This window comes from Novosphingobium endophyticum (assembly GCF_014640675.1).
GTDB classification, from domain to species: Bacteria; Pseudomonadota; Alphaproteobacteria; order Sphingomonadales; family Sphingomonadaceae; genus Novosphingobium; species Novosphingobium endophyticum.
Genome location: NZ_BMHK01000011.1, coordinates 91,268 through 114,306 on the forward strand (window position 1 = coordinate 91,268; position 23,039 = coordinate 114,306).

Below are 23,039 nucleotides of genomic sequence, written 5' to 3' on the forward strand. Positions count from 1 at the left end.
CGGATATGGGAGACAGGACATGACCTTGCCGAAGGCAGAGGTGGTTCGCGCGGCGCGGCGGGCATCGTCGGGAATGGCCGATCGCGACACTCCGTTCATTTTCGACGAGTGGTACGTCGCCGCCTTTTCCGACGACGTCGGCCGCGCGCTGCTGCCCCGCAAGCTGCTTGGCAAGAATGTCCTCCTCTATCGCACGGCGGGGGGAGAGGTGGTTGCGCTGGACGACCGCTGCGCACACCGTTCCTATCCGCTGTCTGACGGCACGCTGGAAGGTGACACTGTCGTATGCGGCTATCACGGCTTTCGCTACGATGCGAAAGGGGACTGCATAGAAGTTCCCGCCATGGCCAAGTGTCCGCGCAGCATCGGCGTGAAGCGCTATGCGCTGGTCGAGCGGGGGCCGTTGCTGTGGGTCTGGATGGGCAACGCAGAGGCTGCCGATCCGGCGCTGATTCCGGATACTTCCTACCATACCAGCCCTGAATGGGCCTGTTCGAAGGAATATCTGCACCTGCCCGGAAATTACGTCAGCCTGCACGAAAACCTGCTGGACTTGACACACCTCAGCTACATCCACGCCAAGAGCTTCGGTTCGCCCGAATACGCGCGCGCGCCCTATACCACGGAGCTGGGATACGGGCGTTTCACAGTCCGGCGTGAAGTCATCCCCACAGTGCTGCCGCCGGTCTGGGCCGATCCGATGGGACTGACCGGCGTGACGACGGCTGCCCGCATCGCCGTCTCTGCCTTCGAATCCCCTGGACTGCACAGGGTCACGACGAGCTTCTATGATTCTGCCGTGCCCGAAGGCGAACGTGTCGTCGGCACGATTTGCACGTCGCACATTCCGACACCCGAAACCCGTACGTCCACGCACTACCACATCGTGCACGGGCGCAATTTCGCTCTGGACGACACGGTAGCAACGCAGGTGATGCACGACCGGTTGTTCACCGCGTTCCGCGAGGACGTGGACGCGCTGACGAAGGTGGAAGTGGTGCTGGAAGAAACCGCGCCGGAAGACTTCTACGAAATCTCCGTTCCTACCGACGGCCCGTCAGTGGCGATGCGCCGCTACCTGCTGCAACGCGCCGATGCGGAGGCTCAGGCGCGAGCGGAAAGTTAGCCGATCGCCACTGTCCGCGCGTTCACCATCATCGCGCGGGATTTAGCAGGGTCGGTAAAGCGCGGCTCGTCCGGCGCCATGTTCAGGCGGTAGTGATCGCTTGCGAATTCCGCCGCAAGGCTGGCGCCGCTATCGAACACGATATTGCCGATACCGTCGAACGGCGCGCTCGCTAACCCGCCAAAGACCCGACCGTCAGTGGCACAGGACGCCAGGTTGACCAGCCGTTCGCGCGTGCCCTGTCCGGCAAGGGCGAGACCGGCGTGGTGCACGCTCCAGTATTCGAAGAAATCCGCCATCGCCATACCCGCACGCCGCACGGGCAGGGTAAGGATGTTCACGGCTTCCGGAGTTGCGGGCATCCCGTTCCAGACCTGCCGCACCGGACCTGACACAACTTGCGGCGGTTCGGCCAGAAGCGACCGGCGCGGGCCGAGCCAGTCGGCGGTGAAAGTGGTCGACGCGAAGAATGCCGCCGCGTCACCGGCCCGCTCGAACTCGTATTCGTCCACTGCGTCGTAGGGAGCAGGCGGGGCATTCTCTATCGGGTTGTCCGCCGCGCAGGCCGCATTGTGGATGTGGCTGACGAGGCCATTGCCGGCAACGCCGGAACCCGCAGCGAGCCACCGGTCCGGGAACTCGTTCGGACCGATGGCATCACTACGGGTCAGGAAAAGCGCTACCTTGTAGCGGTCGCTCACGCAGGGACTGCTTCGGGAGCCTTGGCCGCTTCTGTCTTTTCCTCGGCGATCTTCCGGTCGATCAGGCGCCGGCCCAGCGTCAACCCGTTGTCGAAGTGGGTATAGGCCATCTGGTCCCCTTCGCTTTCGTCAACCACCAGCTGCTGCGCCTCGATCATCGTGCGGTCCTCGACGAACCCTGCCGAAACGCGCTCGGCGAGCGAGTTGGTCAGGTTCGCGTCGTCCAGCGCGAAGTTGTGGGCATAGACCCAGAAGTAGTGCGTATTGTGCTCGTCCGCAGGGGTGATCAGCTGGTTGGAGTGGAACACCATCGTTTCGGGCGCGAGCTTGCCTTCGGGTGCGCCGGTATTGGCAGGGGCACTGCCCGACGACATCGAGAAGTGATTGCTGAGCGTCGACAGGTGGTAGATGTTCCAGCGATCGACCGCTCCCTCGAACCGTTCGTGCCCTTCCAGGTATGGCGCGAAGCCGGGTTCGTTCAGATACCAGCGGGTCATCTTCACGCCCTTGTCGGTCTGCTCGACCTTGGGATTGATCTCTGCGATCGTGCGCGATCCGCCCAGCGAATTCTCGTGCACGAAGGAAAGGTGCGAGAAGTCGAGCAGGTTGTCGAGCACCAGCAGGTAGTTCGCCTTGAAGCTGGCGTAACGCGGCACGCAGGCCCATTCGGCGCTGTCGTTCTGATGGCAGTCGGGGATCAGGTCCGGATTGGCCTTGTCGGCATCGCCCATCCACACCCAGACCAGCTTGTGGCGCTCTATCGCGGGGAAGCTGCGGATGTCGGTATTGGGGCTGACGCCCTTGCGGCCCGGCTCTTCCACGCAGGTGCCTTCGCCGTCGAAGACGAGGCCGTGATACATGCAGCGGATGCAGTCGCCTTCGCGGCGGCCCAGCGACAGCGGGGCGAAACGGTGGCTGCAGCGATCGATGATCGCCGCGACGGAATCGTCGGCCTTGCGATAGAGGATCAGGCCCTTGCCCAAAATCTTGCGGGCGAGGAAATCGTCCTTGGTAAGTTCATGGGCCCATGCACTTGCGTACCAGGCGTTCTGAATGAACATGTCTTCTCTCCGTTTCATCTCGTTGCCCATGTTGTAACAACGGTGCGCGGAAGATTCGATACGCATCGTTCAAATATTTTGGCCATTTCCTGAAATCGGGTTAGGATGGCAGCATGGCACCTGCCCGAACGATCCCTGCCTACTCCCTGTTCGGCCAACCGGCGGGCCTGGTCGAACCGCGCTTCTGCCATGTGGAGCGGATCGGCGACCGCTGGAAGCTCCATGCCGGACTGGTGGAGCGCCACAGCCATCCGCACCTGCACCAGATGACGCTATGGATCGCAGGTAGCGGCGAATATTACGCGGACGAGGAAGTCAGCACGATCCGTGCCGGAACCTGCTGCTGGATGCCCGCCGGCGTGGTCCACGGCTTTGCGGTAGAGGCGGGGAGCGAATCCATCGTCCTTTCCATGTCGGACGACTTCGCGCGCGAACAGTTTGCTGGACTGTCGCAGTTCACGCCGTTTCATACGTGGCTAATCCAGAAGTTCGATGCCGAACAACACGGCTGGATCGGATCGCTGTTCGCGCGGATGGAACGCGAATACGGCTCCACCGGGCCCGGTCAGGTCCAGTCGATCGGTTCGCTGGCACGGCTCGTCATCGTCGACATGCTGCGCATGGCCGAAGACCATGCCGGCGGAACGGAGGAGAGGGGCGGCGAATCCTCTCTGCTGGTTCGCTTCATGTCGCTGGTCGAAATGCGGCTGGGCGCAAGGCCGGGCGTCGAGGCGCTGGCGGACGAGCTGGGCACGACGCCCTACCTTCTGAACCGTGCGTGCAAGGCGGGTCTGGGCATGCGGGCGTCCGACGTGGTCCGCGCACGGCACTTGCAGGAAGCAAAGCGTCTGCTGCTGTTCACGGTGCTGGACGTGGGCGAGATCGGGGCCCTTGTCGGCTATCCCGATCCGGCCCACTTCGCGCGCACGTTCCGGACTGCCACGGGCCAGACGCCGCGCCAGTGGCGCGACGACCGGATGCGCGCGATCGACGAAGCGTCAGCGCGCGACAGAGGCGAGTAGCGTTGCCGCGCCCTTTGTCAGAAGGCCGATATCCGTTCCGATGGAGATGAAGGCGAAACCTTCCTCTACCCGGCGCTGCGCATCTTCGGGCGACAGACCGAAAATGCCGGCCGGCTTCCCCGCGGCGGCAATCCTCTCCCGCGCATGGGTGATCGCGGCCTGGACTTCGGGATGGCCCGGATTGCCAAGATGGCCAAGCGATGCCGAAAGATCCGCCGGGCCGATGAACAGGGCGTCCACGCCGTCAACGGCGGCGATCGCGTCGATATCTTCCAGCGCAGCGCGGCTCTCGATCTGGACGATCAGGGTGAGCCGGCTGTCCAGTTCCCTGAGGTATGCAGGGTCCGCGCCAAAGCCGGTGGCCCGGGCGGTGGCGCTGGCGACGCCGCGAATGCCGACGGGCGGGTAGCGGCTGGCCGCCACGGCGTCGCGGGCCTGCTGCGCGCTGTCCAGCATCGGGATCAGCAGCGTCGTGAACCCGATGTCGAGATACTGCTTGATCGCGACGGGGTCCGCCAGCGGCACGCGGGCGATGGCATCGATGGGGAAGGGGGCCGTTGCCTGCAACTGGGCCAGCAGCGTCTGCGCCGTATTGGGCGCGTGTTCGCCATCGAACATCAGCCAGTCGAACCCGGCACGGGCGCAGATTTCGGCCGTGTAGTTGTTGGCCAGCGCCTGCCACAGTCCGAACAGCGGCTTGCCGGCAGCAAGGCGATCCTTGAACGCGGTCATACGAAGCGCACCGAGATCGAGCCGAGCGGACCGTAATCGGCGTGGAACGTGTCACCGGCGCTGGCGAAGACCGGCGCGGTAAAGCTGCCGCCCAGCACGATCTGTCCCGGCTCCAGCCGTTCGCCATAGGGCGCAAGCTTGTTGGCCAGCCATGCGATGCCCATTGCTGGATGGTTCAGCACGGCGGCGGCAACGCCCGATTCCTCGACAACGCCGTTCTTGTGCAGCAAGGCCGAGACCCAGCGCAAGTCGACCGCATCGGGCTGCACCGGCATACCGCCCAGTACAATGCCGGCATTGGCGGCGTTGTCCGAAATGGTATCGAACACCTTGCGGGTCGTGCCGGTGGGCTTGTCGATCCGCTCGATCCGAGCGTCGATGATTTCCAGCGCGGGGGTGACGTACTCTGTCGCGCGCAGGGCATCGTAGATCGTGCAGTCCGGCCCCTTCAGCGGTTCTTTCAGGATAAAGGCCAGCTCCACCTCGACCCGCGGCTCGATGAAGCGCGAGATTGGAATGTCCTGCCCGTTGGGGAACAGCATATCGTCGAGCAGGGTGCCGAAATCAGGCTCGGTTACGTTGGACGAACGCTGCATGGCCCGGCTGGTCAGCCCGATTTTGTGGCCGATGACTTTCCGCCCGCCCGCGATCTTGTTGGCAACCCATGCGCGGCTGACCAGATAGCCGTCCTCCAGCGTCATGGATGGATGTTCGAGGCTGAACTGCCCGACTTGCGTGCGGGTGCGTTCCGCCTCGTCAAGCCGACCGGCCAGTTGCTCGATGATGTCAGGTGCCAGCGCCATCCGCGTTCAGCCTTTCAAACGCTTGTGTATCGAGTTCTTCTTCCAGCCGTCCACTTCGCTCACGTAAAGCGAAAACGCGAAAGGGCGCGTTTCGAACAGGTCGGCAAGGAAGTCGGTGATGCGCGACGACAGGGCATCGAAATAGGCTTTGCGAAACTCTGCGCTGCGCCCGACGCCCATCTTGATGTCGATATTGACGAAAGCATCGTCGGCGCAAGTGTCGTCGGCGATGACATAGTCGTCGGCGCGATAGGCGCGAACACGGATGCCGCCAATCGGGAAGACACCGTCGGAACGGTTCGCCATGTCGTCGGCGATGAGATTCATCAGCCCCTTCAGGTCGAGAACGCCTTCAAGGTTGGCGCTCCATTCGATAATCGCGTGCGCCATCAGGCGATCTCTATCCGGCCGACCGTGCAACCCACGGCGAAGATCGGAATGGGGGCGAAGAACTGGACGTCGCCCTTGCCGCCTCCGGCAGCGGCAGCGGTGATGAAAGTGCGGATTTCGAAGCCGCCTTGCCCTGCGTCGCGATAGGTTTCGGCATCGGTGTACGAAAGCATCGCGGCCCTGTCGTTGGCTTCCCAGCGAGTGATGAATTCGCGGTCCCATGCCTCGTTGATCTTGCCGCTGTCGGGCGTTGCCGGCCAGTGCGAGATGCCGCCGGTGCAGACCAATGCGATCCGTTCGGGTACGCTGTCGGCCGCCCGGCGGATCGCTTCGCCGAACGTCCACGCGCGGTGAAGCGGGGTCAGCGGCGGCCCCTGGCAATTGATGTTGACGGGGATGATCGTCAGCTCGTTGTTCGGGTCGAGGAAGTGCAGCGGCACCGAAATGCCGTGGTCGAACTGCCATTCCTCGGCATAGGCGACGTCGACGGTTTCCAGCATTTCGGCCACGAGCCGCCGCCCCAGATCCGGATTGCCTTTGGCGGTTCGCAGAGGAACCTTGAGCCAGTCCGGGTCCTCGATCGGGCCGGTGTAGCTTTCGCCCATCCCGACCGCATAGGCGGGCATGTTGTTCATGAAGAAGTTGGCAAAGTGTTCGGCTGCGACGATCATCAGTGCGTCGGGCTTCGTCGCCATGATTTCCTGACGCTGGTTTTCCAGCGCCGCATAGAACGGATCGCGCAAGGCCGGATCGGCCATTTCCGCGCGGGAAGTGATGCCGGGCGCGTGGCTGCACACGCCGCAATACACAAGGCTCATACCCCTGCTACCCTTTCGTTGAACTGTGTGGTCATCGCATAAAGCCCGGCGCGGACCGGGCCGTATTTCTCGACCCCCTCGCGCATGAGCCGGATGTAATCGGCCCACGCGATGCCGCACAGCGCGGCGAAATGCATCAGGATCTGGCCGTTTACGCCCAGCACGTAGAGCAGCCCGATATCGTGTTCGAGCAGAGCGGTCCGTTCCTCGTCCGTCAGGTCGTAGCCTTCGAGCAGCGAGGCGGGCTCTGCCTGCCACAACCGCTTGGCCGCATCGTCGCGGTTGAGGACGTAGAGGACCTTGGAAAGCTGATAGAGGCTCATGCCGGAACCAGATGGTTGACCAGGCGGCCAACCCCTTCGATTTCGCAGAAGACGGTGTCGCCCGCAGCGCAGAAATGGACGCCCTGCGGCGTGCCGGTCAGGATCATGTCGCCCGGCATCAGTGTGGTTACCAATGAAAGATACGACACGAGACCCGCGACGCTGAGGATCATGTCGGCGGTGCTGCCGTCCTGCACCACGTCGCCGTTGACCGAAGTCGTCAGGCGCAGCGCCTGCGGATCGGCCACGTGGCTGGCATCGACGATCCAGGGCCCGATCGGCGTCGTGGCATCGCGGTTCTTCACCCGGGCATTCGGGCGGTAGTAGTTTTCCAGATACTCGCGGATCGCGTAGTCGTTGGCGACCGTGTAGCCGCTCACGTAGCCAAGTGCGTCCGCCTCTGCCACGTTGCGGGCGGGTTTGCCGATCACGGCGACCAGTTCGCATTCGGGATGCATCTGGTTGCCGTCAGCGGGGCGGGGCGTGTCGCCATCGTGTCCGACGAAGCAGTTGTCGCCCTTCATGAAGACCAGCGGGGTCGCCAGTTTGGGCGCAAAGCCCAGTTCCTTGTTGTGGTCGGCGTAGTTCAGCCCCAGCGCATAGACCGCTGCACCCCGCTGCACGGGCGGAAGCCAGTGCGCATCGGAGGCAGCGATAACCTGTCCGTTCGGCAGGCGCAGCCCGCTGTCGCCATCGACCACTTCGGCCCAGACATCACACCCGCGATGAAAGATCCTCGCCCGCTTCATGCCGCGATCTCCCGCATTGCGACTTCGAGTGGCGGGATACCATCTGCCTCTACCCGCAGAATTGCGCCACCTGTGACCGTCGGTGCATCGCCGGGCAGTCCGACAAGCAGGACGTCGCCAGCCTTCAGTGTCATGAACGCGCCGAGATCGGCGATCAGCGTTGCAACTGGGCGAACCAACCGGTCCAGCGACCATTCGTGGATGCAGGTGCCGTCCGCGAGAAGTCGGATCGAAGGTGGTACACGGAGGTCAGTGAAGCCGCCCAGCGCAAGCCGGTCGTCCGCATTCTTCTGCGCCACAGCCGGTCGATAGTAGCTATCTGAAGTGACCGATAGATCGAGCGCCAAGGCAACGGCGCCGATGCAGTTGTTCGCTTCATCGGCCGAAACGCCCCTCGTGTCGCGGGCGATCAGTACTGCCAGCGTGGTGGCGGCAGTCAGCCCGCCATCGGGTACGGCGACCGGCCCGTGCGCAATGCTAGCCAGCGGCTTCATGTACACGACAGGGGCGACCGGCGGCTTTGCGTAGGGTTTATCGTCGAACTGGGCGGCAAGCGCCTCTCGCTCCGGCGCGTCGTTCAGAACGACGCCATAGATATTGCCCGCGATAGTCACGAGGCACTCTCCAAATTGTTTATCACGTTAAGTTTGAGTCGGCGCGAATTGTATGGCAAGGCAGAGCCATGGTCGAACCTTCTGTCCTGCCGCCCTATCCGCAATCCCTGGCCGGAAGGCTGCTTGCCGCGAGAGAGGCCGTAATGGCGCCCATTCGCCCCATCCTCCGCGCTGCGGGGATGACCGACCAGCAATGGCGCGTCGTCCGGGTGCTGTCCGAAGCGGACGGCCCGCTCGATGCCAGCACCGTGGCCGAAGCGGCGCTGCTTCACGCACCCAGTGTGACGCGCGTGGTTCGCGAACTGGAGGATCGCGGGCTGCTTAGCCGCGCGGCCGATCCGGCCGATCGTCGCAGGTCCGTGATCGCGATCTCCGAGGCTGGCGAAGCACTCGTTCGCGACACTGCCGCGCAGACCTCGATCATGCTGTCCCGCTATGGCGAAGCCTTCGGCAAGGAGCGGCTGGCGAGATTCATCGCCGAAGCCGCCGCCTTGTCCGAAGCTCTCTCCGCATTCGCGCCAAGCGATGTTGCATCGTCCCGCGAAGGGGTCTGATACCGCGAGGATCGGCGCGAGCGTCACGTCTCAGGCACCCAGCCGCTGGATCTTGTGCGTGCCCTTGGCCAGCGCCACGTTCTTCGTCTCCATGTAGAAGTCGAAGCTCCAGTCGCCGCCATCGCGGCCGATGCCGCTGGATTTCGTTCCGCCGAACGGGGTGGGCAGATGGCGCACGTTCTCGCTGTTGACCCAGACCATGCCGACATCCATCGCTTCCGACACGCGCAGTGCCCTGCCGACATCGCTGGTCCACAGGTAACCGGCGAGGCCGTATTCGACATCGTTCGCCTTGGCGATGGCGTCTGCTTCATCGTCGAACGGGATCGCGGTAAGGACGGGGCCGAAGATTTCTTCCTGCGCCACGCGCATCGTCTGTTCGGCGCCGGTGAACAGGGTAGGCTGGAAATAGAAGCCGTCACCTTCGACCGGAGCGCCGCCCGCAGCGATGGTCGCGCCCTGACTGGTCGCGATTTCCATGTAGCTGCTGACCTTGGCAAGGTGGCGGGGGTGGATCAGCGGGCCGACTTCGGTCGCCTTGTCGAAAGGATCGCCGACCTTCAGGTTCTTTGCACGTTCGGCCACTTTCGCGGTGAAGCTGTCATAGATCGAACGCTGGACCAGCAGCCGCGAGGAAGAGGTGCAGCGCTGGCCGTTCAGCGAATAGATCATGAACACGGCGGCATCGACCGCCCGTTCGATATCGGCATCGTCGAACACGACGACAGGGTTCTTGCCGCCCAGTTCGAAGTGGACGCGCTTCAGCGTTGTCGCACCCTGCCGCATGATGGCCGAACCGGTTGAAGACTCCCCGACGAAGGCGATGGCCTTGATGTCGGGATGTTCGGTCAGCCGCTTGCCCGTCGTTTCGCCAAGGCCGTTGACCGCGTTGAACACGCCATCGGGAAGGCCGGCTTCGTGCGCGATCTCGACCAGCAGGCGCGCGGAATAAGGCGACCATTCGGCAGGCTTGTGAACGACGGTGCAACCGGCGGCAAGGGCGGGTGCAATCTTCCAAGTCGACAGCATGAACGGCGTGTTCCACGGCGTGATGACCGCAACCGGACCGATCGCCTTGCGCGAGGTATAGTTCAGGTGCTCTGCGCTCGGCAGGGCAAGGCCGTCTGCCGCTGAAGGCGCGCGGTCGGCGAAGAAGCGGAAGTTCTCCGCCCCGCGCAGCGCGGCCTTCGACATGAAGCGCCATGCCTGTCCGGAATCGAGGCATTCGACTGCGGCGATCTCGTCCGCGCGGGCAACGATGAGGTCGGCGACCTTGTTCAGGATCTTGCGCCGCGTTTCGGGCGGCGTTGCGGACCATTCGGGGAAGGCGCGATGGGCGGCGGCGACTGCGTCGTCCACCTCGTCCGCAGTCGCGTCGCGCGCCTGGCTGATGACATTGCCGGTCGACGGGTCGTACACATCGAAAGCGGTGCCCGCGCCGTCGCGCGGTTTCCCGTCGATGAAGTGGGACAACATGCCGTCGCCATACTGGGCGGCCATCGCCTGCACGGACTTGAGCGCAGTTTCACGCATCGGATCTATCTCTCCGGCTAATCGGCCCGGGATGCGGCGGAATGTCTGCTGCGCCCGACGGGCCTTCGATTCGTCTCGGTCACCTCAATGACTTAACATGATAACTATTGCAAGATAGTTATTGTGTTAACTAAATTGCCTTCCTCTCGTCTCAGTGCTGGGAAACGGCCCCGATGTGATCAGCCATGTCGCGTGCCTCGAACCCGTGCGTCGTGGATTCCGGATCGAGCGGCAGCATCGTCGCGTCCCATGCCTGCCAGGCCGCTTCGAGCTCGGCATAGATCGCCGGTTCGCGCAGCTTGTGGTTCGCCCGCTCCAGCGGGTCGGCGATGACGTCGAACAGGAAGGTGTTGTCGGCGATCCGCAGGTATTTCCAGCGCCCGCGCCGCATCGCCTGCTGTCCGTGGTTCTTGTAACGCCAGAACAGGTCACGCTGCGGCAGGTCGCCGCCCTGCAGGGCGGGGCGGATGTCCAGCCCGTCGCTTGGAAAGGCCGCGTCCTGATTGCCGCCGCCCGCCGCCACGAAAGTCGGCAGCCAGTCCATCGACATGATCGGCGCGTCGCTTTTCGTTCCGGGCTGCGTCAAACCCGGCCAGACGACGATCGCGGGAATGCGCAATCCCCCTTCGAGCAGCTCGCCCTTCTTGCCGGAGAATGGCCAGGTATCGGAATAGCGCTCTCCGCCATTGTCGCTGGTGAACACGATCACGGTATTGTCGTCGATGCCCAGCTTGCGCACTGCATCGACGATCCGGCCTACCTGATAATCCAGCCGGGTCACCATTTCCGCATAAGTGGCCAGCGAACCACCATCCCAGTCCATCATCGCGAACATGCCGGGCAAGGCGTTCAGGCGGTCGGATTCGGCCTTGTCATCCGGCCCTTCCCACGGCCAGTGCGGCGCGGTGAAGTGCAGGCTCATGAACCATGGCTGGTCTCTTTTCGACTGTTCCGAGATCGTTTCGATCGCGCGGTCGGCCAGCAGGTCGGTGAGGTAGCCGGTTTCCTCGATCAGGGTTTCACCGTCCCACAAGTCGGGCATGTGCGCGAAATCGTGCGTGAAATAATCGACGCCGCCGTTGCGGATGCCCCAGAACTCGTCATAGCCGCTCTTCAGCGGGCCGTAATCCGGCAGCTGACCCATGTGCCATTTGCCGTTCAGGCTGGTGTGGTAACCGGCCTTGCGCAGCAGGGAGGCAACGGTCGGATGTTCGGGCGGCAGGCCGATCTTGCGCAGCGCAAGCGGTTCTTCCAGTCCGACCGGAAGGCGGTACTGGTACCGCCCGGTGATCAGCCCCACCCGCGTCGCGGTGCACACCGCGCTGTTGGCATAGGCGCTGGTAAAGGACATGCCCCGATCGGCCAATGCATCGATGTGCGGCGTGCGATAGTCGCGGCGGCCGTAGCAGGACAAGTCGGCATAGCCGAGGTCGTCGGCCATGATGAACAGGAAATTGGGCTGCTTGCGGCCCGATCCGGCGTGCAGGGGCGAAGTGGCGGCGATCCCTGTCGCGGCCAATCCTGCCAGAACGGTGCGGCGGTCGATGCTGTTGGTCTTGTTCATATTGTTGCCTCCCGGGGGGCTTTGCGTTTTCAGTCGGGCCGGGCCGGAATGGCGGGTTCCGGCTCATGGCTCAGGTACGCGCCCAGCGCGGCGAGTTCGTCGTCGGATATTTCGGTCTTGCGGAACGGCGGCATGACCATGATCCCGTTGCGCACGAAATAGGCGACGATTTCGGGCGTCAGATCGTCCCGCTCCTCCAGCGCAGCGGGTATTTCGCCGTTGTATTTCTGGGCCAGCGATGCGGTGCCGGGGTAGCGCGGGCCGGCGGCATGGCACGGGGCGCACCACTTGTCGAAGACCTGCTCCCCCGGTGATGCGGGGGCAAGTTCGGCAGTCTCGCCATCTCCCCCAACTTGCGAGGTATCGGCATCGTCGCGCTGCGAACATGCGGCAAGGGCCAGCGAAGCGGCGACCAGCGACAGGAGCGCGCGGATCATGATTGCTTCCGCAAGTGGCGCGGCCAGATGCCGTAGCGGCCGGGCGAAAGGATGCCCTTGGGGTCGATCGCGTCCTTCACCGTTTCGTGGAAGCGAAGCAGCGCGCCGTCGTTGAAATCGTAGATGCCCATGACCTGATCCTGGAAAAGCGGGGCCGTGCGATATTCGCCCCAGCCATGTTCGGCGCCGATGTCGATCAGTGCGCGGAAGGCCTTGATGAACTGCTCGTTCATGGCCTGATGCTCCACCACGGGCATGCCGAAGATCATCAGGAACGTCCGTTCGTGGAACCCGGCGGGCATGGCGAATGGGCGCAGGCCAAGGATCGGCATGTCCTTCAGCACCGGATTGCTGCGCGATGCCTCATCAAACACGCGGTTCGCCTCAAGGATCGCGTCGGCAGTTTGCGGCACGACTGCGGAGAAGAACAGATGGCCCGTCATCTGCACCGGATTGCCCGGCGTGCGTGCGCCAAGGGCAAAGAACTCAAGGTTCGGGATACCCATGTCCTGCGCCCAGACGGTGCTTTCGGCAGCCGCCTTTTTGAAGTCCGTGATCAGGGGGCCGGTTTCGAAGCCCACGCCCTTGATCCGCGATTTCGCCCGCGCCTGTATCGCTTCCCACTTCGCCTTTACGACGTTCTCGGGGCCGTACATGCTGAGGTATAGCTTCCAATACGGCAGGTCGTTGTCGATGCCGTATCGCTCAAGCTCCGGCGAGTATCCGACCTTGGCCTCTCCGATCAGTTTCATCTGTTCTGGCGCCAATTGCGGCGGGCCGTTGTAGAAGATGTCGACCAGCGCCTTGGTATCGCCGGGCGAGCCGAGCAGCGGGCTGCCAAGCTGGGGCGCACCATCGCACAGGCCGCTGTTCTCGGCCCATTTCAGAAGTTCGACCATCTCGTGCAGGTCGTCGTACCGGGTGGCCGTGACTTCGACTTTCAGCATCGCCTCCGGCTCCGGCATCAGCCAGAAGCCCATCTTGGTGACGATGCCGAAATTGGACTGCGAAAACAGGCCGTCGATCACCGGGCCGTAGCCCAGCTTGAACTGCGCCCATGTCTTCGCATCGGGCAGGGCACCCATGCCGGTGCGCATCACTTCGCCATTGGCCAGCACGACTTCCATGCCGCAATGCGCATCGAAGTGGTTGCGGAAACGCGATGCGGTGTGCCCGACGCCATGATCCAGCGCATTGCCGATGGGGCTTCCCCAGCCGGGATCGGGGCAGTCGATCCAGACTTTCAGCCCCTTTTCCTGAATGTAGTTGTACAGGTCGAAGTAGCTGACGCCCGGTTCGACGATGGCGTAGTGATTGCTTTCGCTAACCTCGATGATGCGGTTCATCCGCTTCAGGTCGAGCACCACGCATCCCGAGTAATTGGGCGCCGACCCGCCGTAACCGAGGTTGCGACCGGTGGAGATGGTGTAGAGCGGTATCGAATGTTCGTTGGCGATGCGCACGATCGCCTGCACTTCCTCTACCGATCGGGGCGCGACCGCGGCCGATGCGGTGCGTTCGTCCTCTTCGCCGCGCAAGGGGGAATAGGCGTCGCGATAGAGGTCGAGATCCTCGTCGCTGGTAAAGACCCATTCCTCGCCCACGACGCCGGCAAAGGCCGCAATGGCAGTGGCAAAGACCGATGGCGAAATTCCGGTTGGTGTACGCATGGTTTCAGACAATCATCCAGGAAACGAGCCGGGCCCGGGCTTGCTGGTGATCGGCGGCAGAGCCGAGGCGACAGGTCTTGAATTCGCGGCGCTGGTTGGCGAGGCAGCCGTTTACTGCCTGCGCCATCCTCTCCGGCCAGTGGGCGCTGGCCATGGCCCCGTCCATCAGGGCTGCGTGGCTGCTGGCCGGCACATCGACGATGTGGCCAATAGGCAGGCCATTGCCGGCAATTTCATGGGTGCCCAGAATGCGCGGTTTGCGGAACTGGCCGATGGCCTGCTGCGACAGCCCGTCCCAGACAGCGCGAGTGGTCAGGCCCACTGCCGCACCGCTCGATTTGCGCCAAAGCGGGGTGAGGTGCTCCAGCCAGATGGTCGTCAGTCCGTCCTGCACGTCCAGAACTTGCGCGCCGTTGGCGGACAGGCTGGCTGCGAACCGGCGACTTTCGGCGATCCGGCCGTTGGTGATGATGACGTGGATCGGGCCGGAAGGTTCGATAGTTCCGCCACGCAGGATCGGTGAAACCATCGCCGCCGCACCAAGCGCCACACCGGCACCGATCAAGGCCCTGCGATCAAGCATCAGGCCCCGGTCCGGCTGGCATTGAATGCCGCTGTCGGCTGCTGGTTTCATTGGTCCCACTCCATATGCCTGCGCGGTCTTTCTGCCGGCGCTCGGCGTGACAGGATCTATCCAATTCCTGAACTAATTTCAATACGCAAAGTATCGTTAATATTACGCTGTCCGGATCAGCTGTGCCAGAACGTCGATAGTTCAATGCCCTGGCCCACGGGCAGGAGCGTGCTGAGGACGCCCGGAATGGCGCGCACCGCGGTCTGGTATCGCGCGGCATCTGCGCGCACCATTTCGGGAAACAGCATGTTGTCGGCTGCGATAACGCCGCCGTCCGCCATCTTGGGGGCGAGCAGGTCGAGGCTGGGAAGGTAAAGTTCCTTCCAGATGTCGACGAGTACGAAGTCGAACGGGCCGGTCATTCCCGACAGCAGTTCGAGAGCGTCGCCGCAAAGCCATTCGACGTGATCGGCCAACCCTGCCTGCGCCAGTTGCGCGCGCGCATATTCCTGTTTGTCGGCAGACAGTTCGAGGGTGAAGACTTTCCCGCCGGTAATCCGCGCCGCATCGGCAAGGAACAGCGTGGAATAGCCGTAGGAAGTGCCAAGTTCGACGATCATTCGCGATCCCAGCCCGACGATCATCGCATGCAGTATCCGCGCAACGTCTTGTCCGACGTGCAGCAGATAATTGTCGCGCACCGCCAGCGCGGTGCGCGGGTCGCCGGCGTGCTGCATTTCTTCCTCGCGCGCGGCACGTTCCTCATAACGGGCAAGGACGGTTTCGAAGGCGGCGTTCATGGCTCAGGCGCCCAACCGGGCACAGAGCTGGTTCACGACCTTGTCCAGCATGGCCTTGTTCGCATCTGATTTGAGTTCGCCGTTGGCATAGAAAGCCTCGTAGGCGGCAGCGATATGCGCCATCGCCGGAATGACGGTGGCGCCAAGGCCGATGCCCAGCTTTTGCCGTAGTGCCATCAAGGCGCGATAACCGCCGATCGGGCTGGGCGATGCTGCGCACACGGCATAGAGGGGTCGTCCAAAGACTTCATCCATCCCGCCTTCGTAGTGCCGCACCCGCGACAGCCAGTCGAGAGCGTTGAGCAGCAGCGGTGAGGGGAAGGAGTTGTATTCCGGCGTGATCAGCAGGATTCCGTCGTGTGCGGCGAACTTTGCGTGAAGTTCGGCAACCGCCGACGGCATCTCGCCGCTCGAGTTGCCGCCATCCACGAAATCCATCGGATAGTCGGCAAGGTTGACCAGTGTTGCCGCGCCGCCGCATGCTTCGATGCTGCGCACCGCGGCGTTGGCGAGTAGCGAGTTAAAAGAGCCTTCGCGAGTGGAGCCGGGCATTACGAGAATTTTGGGGTTGGCCATGGTGTCGTCTCTCCCGATGGATCATGCTTTCCTTGATGATAAATACGATACGATGCGTATTTCATTGATGCAAGAGATACTCTATAACCGGTACTCGAATTCGTCGACGCGGCGCTTTTGCGTCAACGGCGCTCGTTGAAAGGCACCTTTACGATACGTTGCGTATGGGTTATAGCGTATGACGCAGAGACGATGCGAATACGAGGCATGACAGAATGAATATCACCGGTCCCGAAAGCCTGCTTATGGGTGTCGACGATCTCGCCGAGTCCCGGCGGTTCCTCAACCTCTATGGTCTCAAGGAACTCGATCACGGAGCCAAGGGCGCTTCGTTCGAGGCTCTGGATGGCAGCGGGGTGGAGCTGCGCCTGCTGGACGATCCTGTGCTCCCCGCCGCCAACGTGCGCGGGCCGACGCTGCGGGCATCGATCTGGGGTGTGGAAAGCGAAGCCGATCTCGACGCCATTGCCGAGGAACTTTCACGCGACCGGCAGGTACGCCGCGTCGACGGCATGGTGCAGTCGGCTGACGACGACGGCAACGCGCTGTGGTTCCGCGTTTCACAGCGCCGTGCCTATGAAGCGCCGGGCTATGAACGCAACGTCGCGGGCAACAAGTACGAGCGTTTCAACAAGCGCGTGGATTTCGACGATCACAGCCCGGCGCGGCAGATGGGCCATGTTGTCTACTGGTCGAAGGACCCGAAGGAATCTATCAAGTTTTATCGCGATCGCCTCGGCTTCCGGATCACCGATTCTTTCCTCGACAACATGGGAGTCTTTGCCCGTGCGAAAGGGCATTCGGATCACCACAGCCTGTTTCTGATGCGGCCGTTCCAGGATGATATCCCTAACTGCTTCCAGCATGCGGAGTTCACATTCGGCGATGCGCAGGACGTGTTCGCCGGCGGTTACAAGCTGGACAAGGCCGGATTCGAAACGGCGCGCGGACCGGGCCGGTTCGAGCTGGGTTCGAACTGGTACTGGTATTTCAAGACGCCGATGGGCGGCGCCTTCGAGCTGGGCGCCGACATGGACCAGGTCGACGACAACTGGGTCGCGGGCGAATTCGACAATGCCGGAGTGACCGGCGGCTGGTACTTCGACTTCAACAAGCAGTGGTCGCGTATCCGCTGACGGGCGGGTTCGTCACAAAAGGGCCGGTTGCGGCCGTATCTAATCGGGTACGGCACACATCCGGCCTTTTTTCATGGGTTTCGGCCGCTGGCCCGCTTCGGATGAAAAAATGGCCGGCCTCTTGTCGAGACCGGCCATCGTTTGACTTGGCTGATGGGTGACGGCGGTTCAGAAGCCGACGTCGCCACCGCCCTTCAGGTGCAGCATCTGTCGAGCCTCGTCAGGTGTGGCGATTTCCATGCCCAGTTCTTCCAGCACGCGGCGGATCTTGGCGACCTGCTGGGCATTCGAAATGGCCAGCTCTCCGCGCGAGATGTAGAGGCCGTCTTCAAGCCCGACGCGAACATTGGAACCCATCAGGGCTGCCATCGTGTTGATCCGCATCTGGTGGACGCCGGCCGCCAGTACCGACCAGCGGTATTCGTTCCCGAACAGCCGGTCGATCGTGCGCTTCTGGTGCATCAGGTCTTCGGGGTGGGCGCCGATCGCGCCGCGCATGCCGAAGGCGGTCTGGATGAAGAACGGCGGTTTCACCAGCGCGCGGTCCGCGAAATACCGCAGACTGTAGAGATGGCTCACGTCGTAGCATTCGAACTCGAAGCGCGTGCCGTTGGCGCCGATGTTCTCCATGATCCATTCGATGTCGGCAAAGGTGTTCTTGAACACCAGGTCCTTGGTCGATTCCAGGAACGGCTTTTCCCAGTCGTGCTTCCAGTCGCGATCCTTTTCCGCCAGTTCGGACAGGTTGAGGTTGATCGACCCCATGTTTAGCGAGCACATTTCCGGGCGCAGGGTCAGCGCCGCTTTCGTGCGGTCTGACACCGTCATCGTCGGCCCGCCGCCGCCGGTTGAGATGTTGACGACCGCATCCGTTGCGCCCTTGATCCGTTGCAGGAAGCGCTGGAAAATCGCTGGATCGCCTGTGGGCCGGCCATCGTCGGGATCGCGGGCGTGAAGGTGGATGATCGACGCGCCTGCATCTGCGGCTTCGATCGACTGATCGGCAATTTCTTCCGGTGTGCACGGCAGGTGCGGCGACATCGACGGGGTATGCGCCCCGCCGGTCACCGCGCACGTGATGATGACCTTGCTCACGCGTCCGATCCTTCATCCTCGGCAATCAGCACGAATGCCATGCGGCAAAGCTTGCCCGAACGATTGGACCAACTGTGGTTGGTTGCGCGCTGGATCAGGATATCGCCGGCACGCATCAGCACTTCGCCATCGTCCATCATCGCGTAGATCTCGCCTTCGAGACATATAGCATAATCGAGCGACGGGGTCTTGTGGAACCAGAAGTGACGCGGCTTTTCCGTATCGCGCACGCCATATTCGTCGAGGAAATTCTCGACCCTCGAATAATCGTATTCCTCATCGGGCGGAAAGTCCGCAACGCGCAGGATCGTGCCGTTAGCAGAGTGGAAGCCGAAGCCATGCCCTGCCGGTGCCGGATCATCGCCTTCTGCGGCGCCTTCACCCGTGGCCCAGATAACCTGCGCCAGCGTGGGGGAGTGGGCGGGCAGTACGTAATTCGGTGCGGGGCCGTCGGAAACGATATATGATCGTCCCGCCTCGTTTTCCCCCGTTACAATGCGCCGCGTACGCCGCATCACTGCCCCGTTCTCAGCCCTCTCGTATGTATTTTCTTCGACTATGGACATGTTTTTCCGATCCACCGATTTCCCGCACTTTTAAATACGGTCCGTCACGTTCAGTTACTCCATGTCACCAATTGGACTCGCGGTCAACCGGCTAGGGACTGTCAGGGACTTTGTAGGTGGCGTGCGGAGCCTGAGGGATTGCGCAACCGCCCCAGGCATCAGCCCCCGTGGTATGGCGCGACAAATGTCATGTCGTGGCCGGCGATGCCAGCAGGTGACGGCGGGCGGCGATGTAGAATTCGGCGCCGATCAGGCCTGCTGCCGGCACGCAGAGCAGGGCCAGGCGCAAACCTTCGACTCCGTATGAGCGGCCGAACATGTCGGATAGCTAGCCGACCAGTGCAGGGCCGATCGCCAGGCTGACGATGTTGCCGATGAGCAGTTGCAGACCCGTCGCCAGTGACCGCGATCGGACCGGCGCCGTGCGCTGCACAACGGCATTGGTCGGCCCCATCCATGCGGTGATGAATGTGTAGAACACGAACATCCACACAATGGCGGTCTGCGTGTTTTCGGCCAGCAGCACGCCGAACAGCGCGGCGAGTGCGATCAGGATCGTGACGGCGGGCACGACGACTTCGGCAGATTGGAACTTCGGGCGGCAACGATCGACGAGAATGCCGCCGCCCAGCACCTCGACCGATCCGCCGGTCATCACGCAAAGCCCGATCCAGGGCCCGGCTTGCCCGACATCCATCCCGTGCAGGCGGATATAGAATGCAGGCAGCCAGGCATTGCTGACATAGTTCACGAAGATCGCGCAAGACCCGCCGATGACGGGATAGAGCAGCCCGCGCTTGCGCAACAATTCTCGGATCGCGGGGCCGAAAGGGGGGGCGTTCCATGGCGGTGCCGTCGACCCCGTCGGCCGCACCGCGATGCGGTTCGCGCAGGAACCGGAGAATGACGAGCGCAAGAAGAATGCCGGGAACGGCCGCGATGGCAAGCGCATGGCGCCAGCCGACCATTTCGTCGAGATATCCGCCGACCACGAAGCCGAGCGCCGTGCCGATCGGAAGGCCCATGCTGAAAATTGCCAAGGCTGTCGCGCGCCGTGAGGCGGGGAAATAGTCGGAAAGCAGCGACTGGGATGCCGGGGTGCCGCCGGCCTCGCCAATTCCGACGCCGAGCCGCGCGATGAAAAGCTGCGTAAAACTGGCGGCCAGACCGCAAAGGCCGGTAAAGACGCTCCACATCATCAGGGCGGCAGACAGGATGCGCACGCGGTGCGTACGGTCGGCAAGTCGGGCAATCGGAATGCCCAGTATGGAATAGAACATCCCGAACGCGGTGCCGGTCAGAAGTCCCAGCTGGGTATCGCTGATCTGCAGGTCGCGCTTGATCGATTCGGCAAGGATGTTGATGATCTGCCGGTCGAGGAAATTCAGCGCATAAGCCAGCGTCAGCATTGCAAGAACAGCCGCTTCGTACGTGCGGGAACTGCCCTGACTGCGGCCGCGACCTTCGTGTAACAACCTCGATCTCCCCAATTCCGATGTTCGCGCAACGATGTAAACAATACGCACCGGATCGCTAGGTTCAAACGCCATGCCCCGGTCTCATATGCGTGTGGAGGCAATGCCTCCCCTACGGAACTGTCATTGCGACGGGCGCTGCGCTTTCGCCAATTTGTGACAATTCATCAGAGGTGCAAATTCCCTCTTCCATTATGATACGCATCGTTTTATAACAATCCATAACATGATAAATAATTAAGCGGGGCCCGATCCGGCGGGAGTCTGCGAGTTGAACGCCAAGGGCCGGAATAGGCCCGAGACAATGAGAGGGAGGATCTGCGTGTCCATCAACAAGTCACTTCTGGTTTCCACGATTTTGGCTGCGGGGGTGGTTGCGCTTCCCGCCACTGGCCATGCCCAGGAAACGGACGGCAATGAATCCGCCACCACGACAGGCGGCCTTGCCGAAATCGTGGTGACCGCGCAGCGGCGCGAGGAGAGCCTGCAGAAGGCCGCTCTTGCGATCACCGCGGTCGACAGTGAATCGCTGGCACGTGCCGCGATCACCGACACGGCAGGCTTGGTGCGCGTGGCGCCTGCATTGCAAATCTCGACGATCGGCGGCTCCGCAACCCAGTTCTACCTTCGCGGCGTCGGCAACTTCACCACGAACTCCAACAGCGATGCGGCTGTTTCCGTTGCGGTCAACGGCGTGACCATCGCCCGCAGCTCCGCTGTGCAGGGCATGTTCTACGACCTGCAGCGCGTCGAGGTGCTGAAGGGCCCGCAGGGCACGCTTTATGGCCGCAACGCCACCGGCGGTCAGATCAACGTCATCACCCGCAAGCCCGACCTTGGCGAAACGGGGGGCTACCTCAATGGCGAGTTCGGCAATTTCGGCGCGGTAAAGGTCGAAGGCGCTGTCAATCTCGCGATGGGCGACGATGGCGCGCTGCGCATTTCCGGCATCAAGTCCGAGCATGACGGCTACCTGTCGGATGGCACCAATGACGAGGACATGTACGCATTCCGCGTCCAGATGGCCGCCGAGCCGACGGAGAATTTCTCGATCAATGTCATGGGCGATTACGCCCATGTCGGCGGGGTGGGGCCGGGCGTTACGATTCAGGGGATCGACCGCGACGACCGCATCGGCAGTCTCGATCCGGTCGCACAGCCCTACTTGCACGCACTTGCGTTCCCGGCCGGCTCATTCCTTGGCGAGCGAACCGGGTTCGAGCCTTATCAGGACAATGACTATTTCGGTTTCGCTGTCGAGGCGACCCTGACCACGTCGATCGGCGACATCACGGTCATTCCCGCATATCGCCGCGCGGAGGTCGACTTCCTGACCTGTACGACCCAGTGCTTCCTGACCGAGCTGGACGATGACCAGTACTCGTTCGAGACGCGGCTGACCTCGAACTCGGGCGGGCCGCTCGATTATATCTTCGGCGTCTTCTACCTGTCGGAGCAATCGCACGAACGGGCGAACTACAACCAGGACTTTAACGCCTTCTTCGCCGATTTCTCGAACGACACGGACAGCTACGCCGCGTTCGGCCGGGTTACCTACCACCTTTCGGACGCGGCCCGCCTGACTGCGGCCGGTCGCTACACGGTGGACAAGAAGAACGCCGAGATCTTTGCCTACAACGCCCGCGTCGTGTGCAACGACCTGAGCGGTCCTCCGTTCTGTATCGGAACGCCGACCCTGTCGCCGGTGCAGTTCGACCCGCTGCCGATTTTCTTCGATGGCAACGGCGACTTGATCCCCGCGCAGCCCTATGGCAACAACGCGACGCTGCTGGTGGGAACGGCCTACAACGAGCCGGACGAGACCTTCAAGAAGTTCACTTATCGCCTGGGCTTCGAATATGATGTCGCGCCGCAGTCGATGATCTACGGCAGCTTCGAAACCGGCTTCAAGGCGGGTGGCTTCTACAACTCGGTCGATGATCCGGTCTTCCAGCCGGAAACGATCGATGCGTGGACACTCGGTTCGAAGAACCGGTTCCTCAACAACCGGCTGCAGCTGAACCTCGAACTGTTCTGGTGGGAATACAAGGACCAGCAGATCTCCCAGTTCGCCTTCAACAGCCAGGGCGGCGTCGAATTCGGCACCTTCAATATCGGCGGCACCCGCATCCGCGGTGCCGAACTGGAACTGGTGGGCAAGGTTACCCCGACGACCACGTTGACGGGCCTTGTCCAGTACCTGGACACCGAGCGGCGCAACTTCGTTTACGAAACGCCGGCGCTTGTCGGTCCCCCGCCCACCGGTTGCCCCTTTGAGCCGTCGGACGCGGTGTTCGTCGTCGATTGTTCGGGTTTCCCGGCGATCAACGCGCCGAAGTGGTCGATCAGCGCCGGGCTGGAGCAGGAGTTCGACCTGTCCGACAATGCACGGCTCGTGTTCAATGCCGACGGTCGCTACCGTTCGTCGGCCTATGTCGGCAACGAGCAGCTTCCGTTCCAGCTGGAGAAGAGCAGCTTCATGGCCGATCTCCAGCTGAAGCTCTCCTTCTACGAGCCGGAGGTCTACATTGCCGGTTTCGTCAACAACGTGACCGATGAGATAACATCGACTTACACGCCGTTCCACCCGCTCTCGACCAGCGTGGTGTTTGAATCGCTCTCGCCGCCGCGCACATATGGTGTTCGCGTCGGCTACAACTTCTGATCCGGTTTCGATCGGATGAAATCATGGGGCGCGTCGGACAATTCCGGCGCGCCCT

General features: G+C 62.6%; 24 protein-coding genes and 1 pseudogene. 5 read left to right on the forward strand and 20 right to left on the reverse strand.

From position 1 onward, the window contains the following. The first annotated feature begins 19 nt into the window (after positions 1-19). Entirely contained in the window at positions 20-1,126 is a 1,107-nt protein-coding gene (locus tag IEX32_RS10040) for a Rieske 2Fe-2S domain-containing protein (RefSeq protein WP_188771043.1), read from the forward strand. On the opposite strand, the gene IEX32_RS10045 is transcribed toward IEX32_RS10040, so the two are convergent. Further along, a complete protein-coding gene (locus tag IEX32_RS10045; protein WP_188771045.1) occupies positions 1,123-1,827 on the reverse strand; it encodes an EthD domain-containing protein in 705 nt (234 codons plus the stop codon). The genes IEX32_RS10040 and IEX32_RS10045 overlap by 4 nt on opposite strands. Continuing rightward, positions 1,824-2,888: a Rieske 2Fe-2S domain-containing protein gene (locus IEX32_RS10050; RefSeq protein WP_188771048.1), complete on the reverse strand. Its 1,065-nt coding sequence runs from the start codon at positions 2,886-2,888 to the stop codon at positions 1,824-1,826. The genes IEX32_RS10045 and IEX32_RS10050 overlap by 4 nt, the downstream gene beginning before the upstream one ends. A 113-nt stretch (positions 2,889-3,001) precedes the next feature. Between IEX32_RS10050 and IEX32_RS10055 the strand changes: the two genes are divergently transcribed. Beyond that, on the forward strand, positions 3,002-3,910 hold the full coding sequence (locus IEX32_RS10055) for an AraC family transcriptional regulator (protein ID WP_188771050.1): 909 nt from the start codon (positions 3,002-3,004) through the stop codon (positions 3,908-3,910). Here IEX32_RS10055 and IEX32_RS10060 read toward each other — a convergent pair. The 7 genes from IEX32_RS10060 to IEX32_RS10090 are packed head-to-tail and all read right to left on the reverse strand — an operon-like array spanning position 3,887 to position 8,339. Beyond that, a complete protein-coding gene (locus tag IEX32_RS10060; RefSeq protein ID WP_188771052.1) occupies positions 3,887-4,642 on the reverse strand; it encodes an HpcH/HpaI aldolase family protein in 756 nt (251 codons plus the stop codon). The two genes, IEX32_RS10055 and IEX32_RS10060, sit on opposite strands and share 24 nt — an antisense overlap. Then, a complete protein-coding gene (hpaH, locus tag IEX32_RS10065; RefSeq protein WP_188771054.1) occupies positions 4,639-5,445 on the reverse strand; it encodes a 2-oxo-hept-4-ene-1,7-dioate hydratase in 807 nt (268 codons plus the stop codon). Before hpaH ends, IEX32_RS10060 begins: the two co-directional genes overlap by 4 nt. Before the next feature lie 6 nt (positions 5,446-5,451). After that, positions 5,452-5,835 (reverse strand): 5-carboxymethyl-2-hydroxymuconate isomerase, encoded by a 384-nt coding sequence (locus tag IEX32_RS10070; protein ID WP_188771055.1) that lies wholly within the window; start codon positions 5,833-5,835, stop codon positions 5,452-5,454. Continuing rightward, a complete protein-coding gene (locus IEX32_RS10075; protein WP_188771057.1) occupies positions 5,835-6,653 on the reverse strand; it encodes a DODA-type extradiol aromatic ring-opening family dioxygenase in 819 nt (272 codons plus the stop codon). Before IEX32_RS10075 ends, IEX32_RS10070 begins: the two co-directional genes overlap by 1 nt. Then, positions 6,650-6,976: an aromatic ring-opening dioxygenase subunit LigA gene (locus IEX32_RS10080; protein ID WP_188771059.1), complete on the reverse strand. Its 327-nt coding sequence runs from the start codon at positions 6,974-6,976 to the stop codon at positions 6,650-6,652. The genes IEX32_RS10075 and IEX32_RS10080 overlap by 4 nt, the downstream gene beginning before the upstream one ends. Continuing rightward, on the reverse strand, positions 6,973-7,725 hold the full coding sequence (locus IEX32_RS10085) for a fumarylacetoacetate hydrolase family protein (RefSeq protein ID WP_188771061.1): 753 nt from the start codon (positions 7,723-7,725) through the stop codon (positions 6,973-6,975). Before IEX32_RS10085 ends, IEX32_RS10080 begins: the two co-directional genes overlap by 4 nt. Then, positions 7,722-8,339: a fumarylacetoacetate hydrolase family protein gene (locus tag IEX32_RS10090; protein WP_188771063.1), complete on the reverse strand. Its 618-nt coding sequence runs from the start codon at positions 8,337-8,339 to the stop codon at positions 7,722-7,724. Before IEX32_RS10090 ends, IEX32_RS10085 begins: the two co-directional genes overlap by 4 nt. A gap of 68 nt (positions 8,340-8,407) precedes the next feature. Between IEX32_RS10090 and IEX32_RS10095 the strand changes: the two genes are divergently transcribed. Beyond that, positions 8,408-8,893, forward strand: coding sequence for a MarR family transcriptional regulator (locus tag IEX32_RS10095; protein WP_188771065.1), 486 nt, complete (start codon positions 8,408-8,410; stop codon positions 8,891-8,893). A 30-nt stretch (positions 8,894-8,923) separates the two neighbouring features. Here IEX32_RS10095 and hpaE read toward each other — a convergent pair whose 3' ends face one another. The 7 genes from hpaE to IEX32_RS10130 form a co-directional block, all read right to left on the reverse strand. Further along, entirely contained in the window at positions 8,924-10,426 is a 1,503-nt protein-coding gene (gene hpaE, locus IEX32_RS10100) for a 5-carboxymethyl-2-hydroxymuconate semialdehyde dehydrogenase (protein WP_188771067.1), read from the reverse strand. Between the two features lie 151 nt (positions 10,427-10,577). Then, positions 10,578-11,990, reverse strand: coding sequence for a sulfatase family protein (locus tag IEX32_RS10105; protein WP_188771069.1), 1,413 nt, complete (start codon positions 11,988-11,990; stop codon positions 10,578-10,580). Positions 11,991-12,019: 29 nt separating this feature from the next. After that, positions 12,020-12,427, reverse strand: coding sequence for a c-type cytochrome (locus IEX32_RS10110; RefSeq protein ID WP_188771071.1), 408 nt, complete (start codon positions 12,425-12,427; stop codon positions 12,020-12,022). Then, positions 12,424-14,097, reverse strand: a complete 1,674-nt coding sequence (locus tag IEX32_RS10115; protein WP_188771073.1) for an FAD-binding oxidoreductase — start codon at positions 14,095-14,097, stop codon at positions 12,424-12,426. The genes IEX32_RS10110 and IEX32_RS10115 overlap by 4 nt, the downstream gene beginning before the upstream one ends. Positions 14,098-14,101: 4 nt before the next feature. Beyond that, complete coding sequence (locus IEX32_RS10120; protein ID WP_188771075.1) at positions 14,102-14,731, reverse strand: hypothetical protein; 630 nt, start codon at positions 14,729-14,731, stop codon at positions 14,102-14,104. A gap of 116 nt (positions 14,732-14,847) precedes the next feature. Next, complete coding sequence (locus IEX32_RS10125) at positions 14,848-15,471, reverse strand: O-methyltransferase (RefSeq protein ID WP_188771077.1); 624 nt, start codon at positions 15,469-15,471, stop codon at positions 14,848-14,850. A gap of 3 nt (positions 15,472-15,474) precedes the next feature. Further along, positions 15,475-16,047, reverse strand: a complete 573-nt coding sequence (locus IEX32_RS10130) for an NADPH-dependent FMN reductase (RefSeq protein ID WP_188771079.1) — start codon at positions 16,045-16,047, stop codon at positions 15,475-15,477. 215 nt (positions 16,048-16,262) lie between these two features. Here IEX32_RS10130 and IEX32_RS10135 point away from each other — a divergent pair, with 215 nt between their 5' ends. Next, positions 16,263-17,183, forward strand: coding sequence for a VOC family protein (locus IEX32_RS10135; protein WP_188771081.1), 921 nt, complete (start codon positions 16,263-16,265; stop codon positions 17,181-17,183). Positions 17,184-17,351: 168 nt separating this feature from the next. Here IEX32_RS10135 and kce read toward each other — a convergent pair whose 3' ends face one another. The 4 genes and pseudogenes from kce to IEX32_RS21075 all read right to left on the reverse strand — a co-directional run bounded on the left by kce (position 17,352) and on the right by IEX32_RS21075 (position 20,394). Continuing rightward, positions 17,352-18,278, reverse strand: a complete 927-nt coding sequence (gene kce / locus IEX32_RS10140) for a 3,5-dioxohexanoate:acetyl-CoA acetone transferase (RefSeq protein ID WP_229736297.1) — start codon at positions 18,276-18,278, stop codon at positions 17,352-17,354. Then, positions 18,275-18,844 (reverse strand): cupin domain-containing protein, encoded by a 570-nt coding sequence (locus IEX32_RS10145; RefSeq protein WP_229736298.1) that lies wholly within the window; start codon positions 18,842-18,844, stop codon positions 18,275-18,277. The genes kce and IEX32_RS10145 overlap by 4 nt, the downstream gene beginning before the upstream one ends. Before the next feature lie 187 nt (positions 18,845-19,031). Then, positions 19,032-19,163 (reverse strand): hypothetical protein, encoded by a 132-nt coding sequence (locus IEX32_RS20920; RefSeq protein ID WP_268236731.1) that lies wholly within the window; start codon positions 19,161-19,163, stop codon positions 19,032-19,034. Positions 19,164-19,172: 9 nt separating this feature from the next. Continuing rightward, positions 19,173-20,394 (reverse strand): annotated as a pseudogene (locus tag IEX32_RS21075) (spinster family MFS transporter). A 247-nt stretch (positions 20,395-20,641) separates the two neighbouring features. Between IEX32_RS21075 and IEX32_RS10160 the strand changes: the two are divergent. After that, on the forward strand, positions 20,642-22,984 hold the full coding sequence (locus IEX32_RS10160) for a TonB-dependent receptor (protein WP_229736299.1): 2,343 nt from the start codon (positions 20,642-20,644) through the stop codon (positions 22,982-22,984). Positions 22,985-23,039 lie beyond the last annotated feature (55 nt).